This is a genomic window from Mesorhizobium sp. M1E.F.Ca.ET.041.01.1.1 (genome assembly GCF_003997355.1).
GTDB lineage: Bacteria > Pseudomonadota > Alphaproteobacteria > Rhizobiales > Rhizobiaceae > Mesorhizobium.
This window is the reverse complement of the sequence record NZ_RZSL01001106.1, coordinates 1-951: the sequence shown is the minus strand read 5'-3', so window position 1 is coordinate 951 and position 951 is coordinate 1. Positions and strand designations below refer to the sequence as shown.

Below are 951 nucleotides of genomic sequence, written 5' to 3'. Positions count from 1 at the left end.
GGACAATGCCGTGTGCACGGCATTGCCCAACGGATCGAAGATGGCGGCAATCTCGTCGGGCACGTCGTCGGGGATCGGCACGACATTGTGCTGCGGGATCGCCATGTACTCGCCGAAGGCGCCTGGACGGTTGACGCCGACGCCCAGCGTATTGCGGCATAGATGCCCTCGCCCGGCGCGGCAGTTGCGGCAGTGGCCGCAGACGATATGGCCTTCGCCCGAGACGCGCTGGCCGACCTTGTATTCGGTGACCGCCGCACCGAAATCGGCAACGGTGCCGACAAATTCATGGCCCGTCACCATCGGCACGGGCACAGTCTTCTGCGCCCACTGGTCCCAATTGTAGATGTGGACGTCGGTGCCGCAGATCGCGGTCTTCCTGACCTTGATCAGCACGTCGTTCGGGCCGATCTCCGGCACCGGCACCTCTTCCATCCAGATTCCCGGCTCGGCCTTGGCCTTCACCAGTGCCTTCATCATGTTGGACATTCAGCCTCCTTACCCTCCCCCTTGTGGGGAGGGTGGCCCGAAGGGCCGGGTGGGGGTCAAAGCAACTGGCGACGGTACTGACCCTGTATACCCCCGCCCCGTCTCCCGGCCACTTGCTTCGCAAGCGGCCGTGCGCCGGCCCCCCACAAGGAGGAGGGTAAAGCGCCTCAGCCGATCACGCCCAATTCCTTGCCGACCTCGCCGAATGCCTCGGCCGCGCGGTCGATATCGGCGCTGGAATGCGCGGCAGACATCTGCGTGCGGATGCGCGCCTGGCCTTTCGGCACAACCGGGAAGGAAAAGCCGATGACGTAGATGCCGCGCTTCAGCATGCGCTGCGCCATTTCCTGCGCCAAAGCAGCGTCGCCCAGCATCACCGGGATGATCGGGTGATCGGCGCCGGCAAGCGTAAAGCCCAGCTTACCCATCTGAGAGCGGAAGCGCTGCGCGTTGGCATATAGG

At 64.8% G+C, this 951-nt stretch carries 2 protein-coding genes; both read right to left on the bottom strand.

What is annotated here, in order from left to right; translation table 11 throughout:
- Positions 1-489, bottom strand: a 489-nt coding sequence (locus EOA38_RS37715) for an alcohol dehydrogenase catalytic domain-containing protein (protein ID WP_148669496.1), incomplete at its 3' end; no start/stop codon positions are given.
- A 167-nt stretch (positions 490-656) separates the two neighbouring features.
- The coding region (locus EOA38_RS37710; protein WP_127301596.1) for an aminotransferase class I/II-fold pyridoxal phosphate-dependent enzyme at positions 657-951 on the bottom strand (295 nt) is incomplete at its 5' end.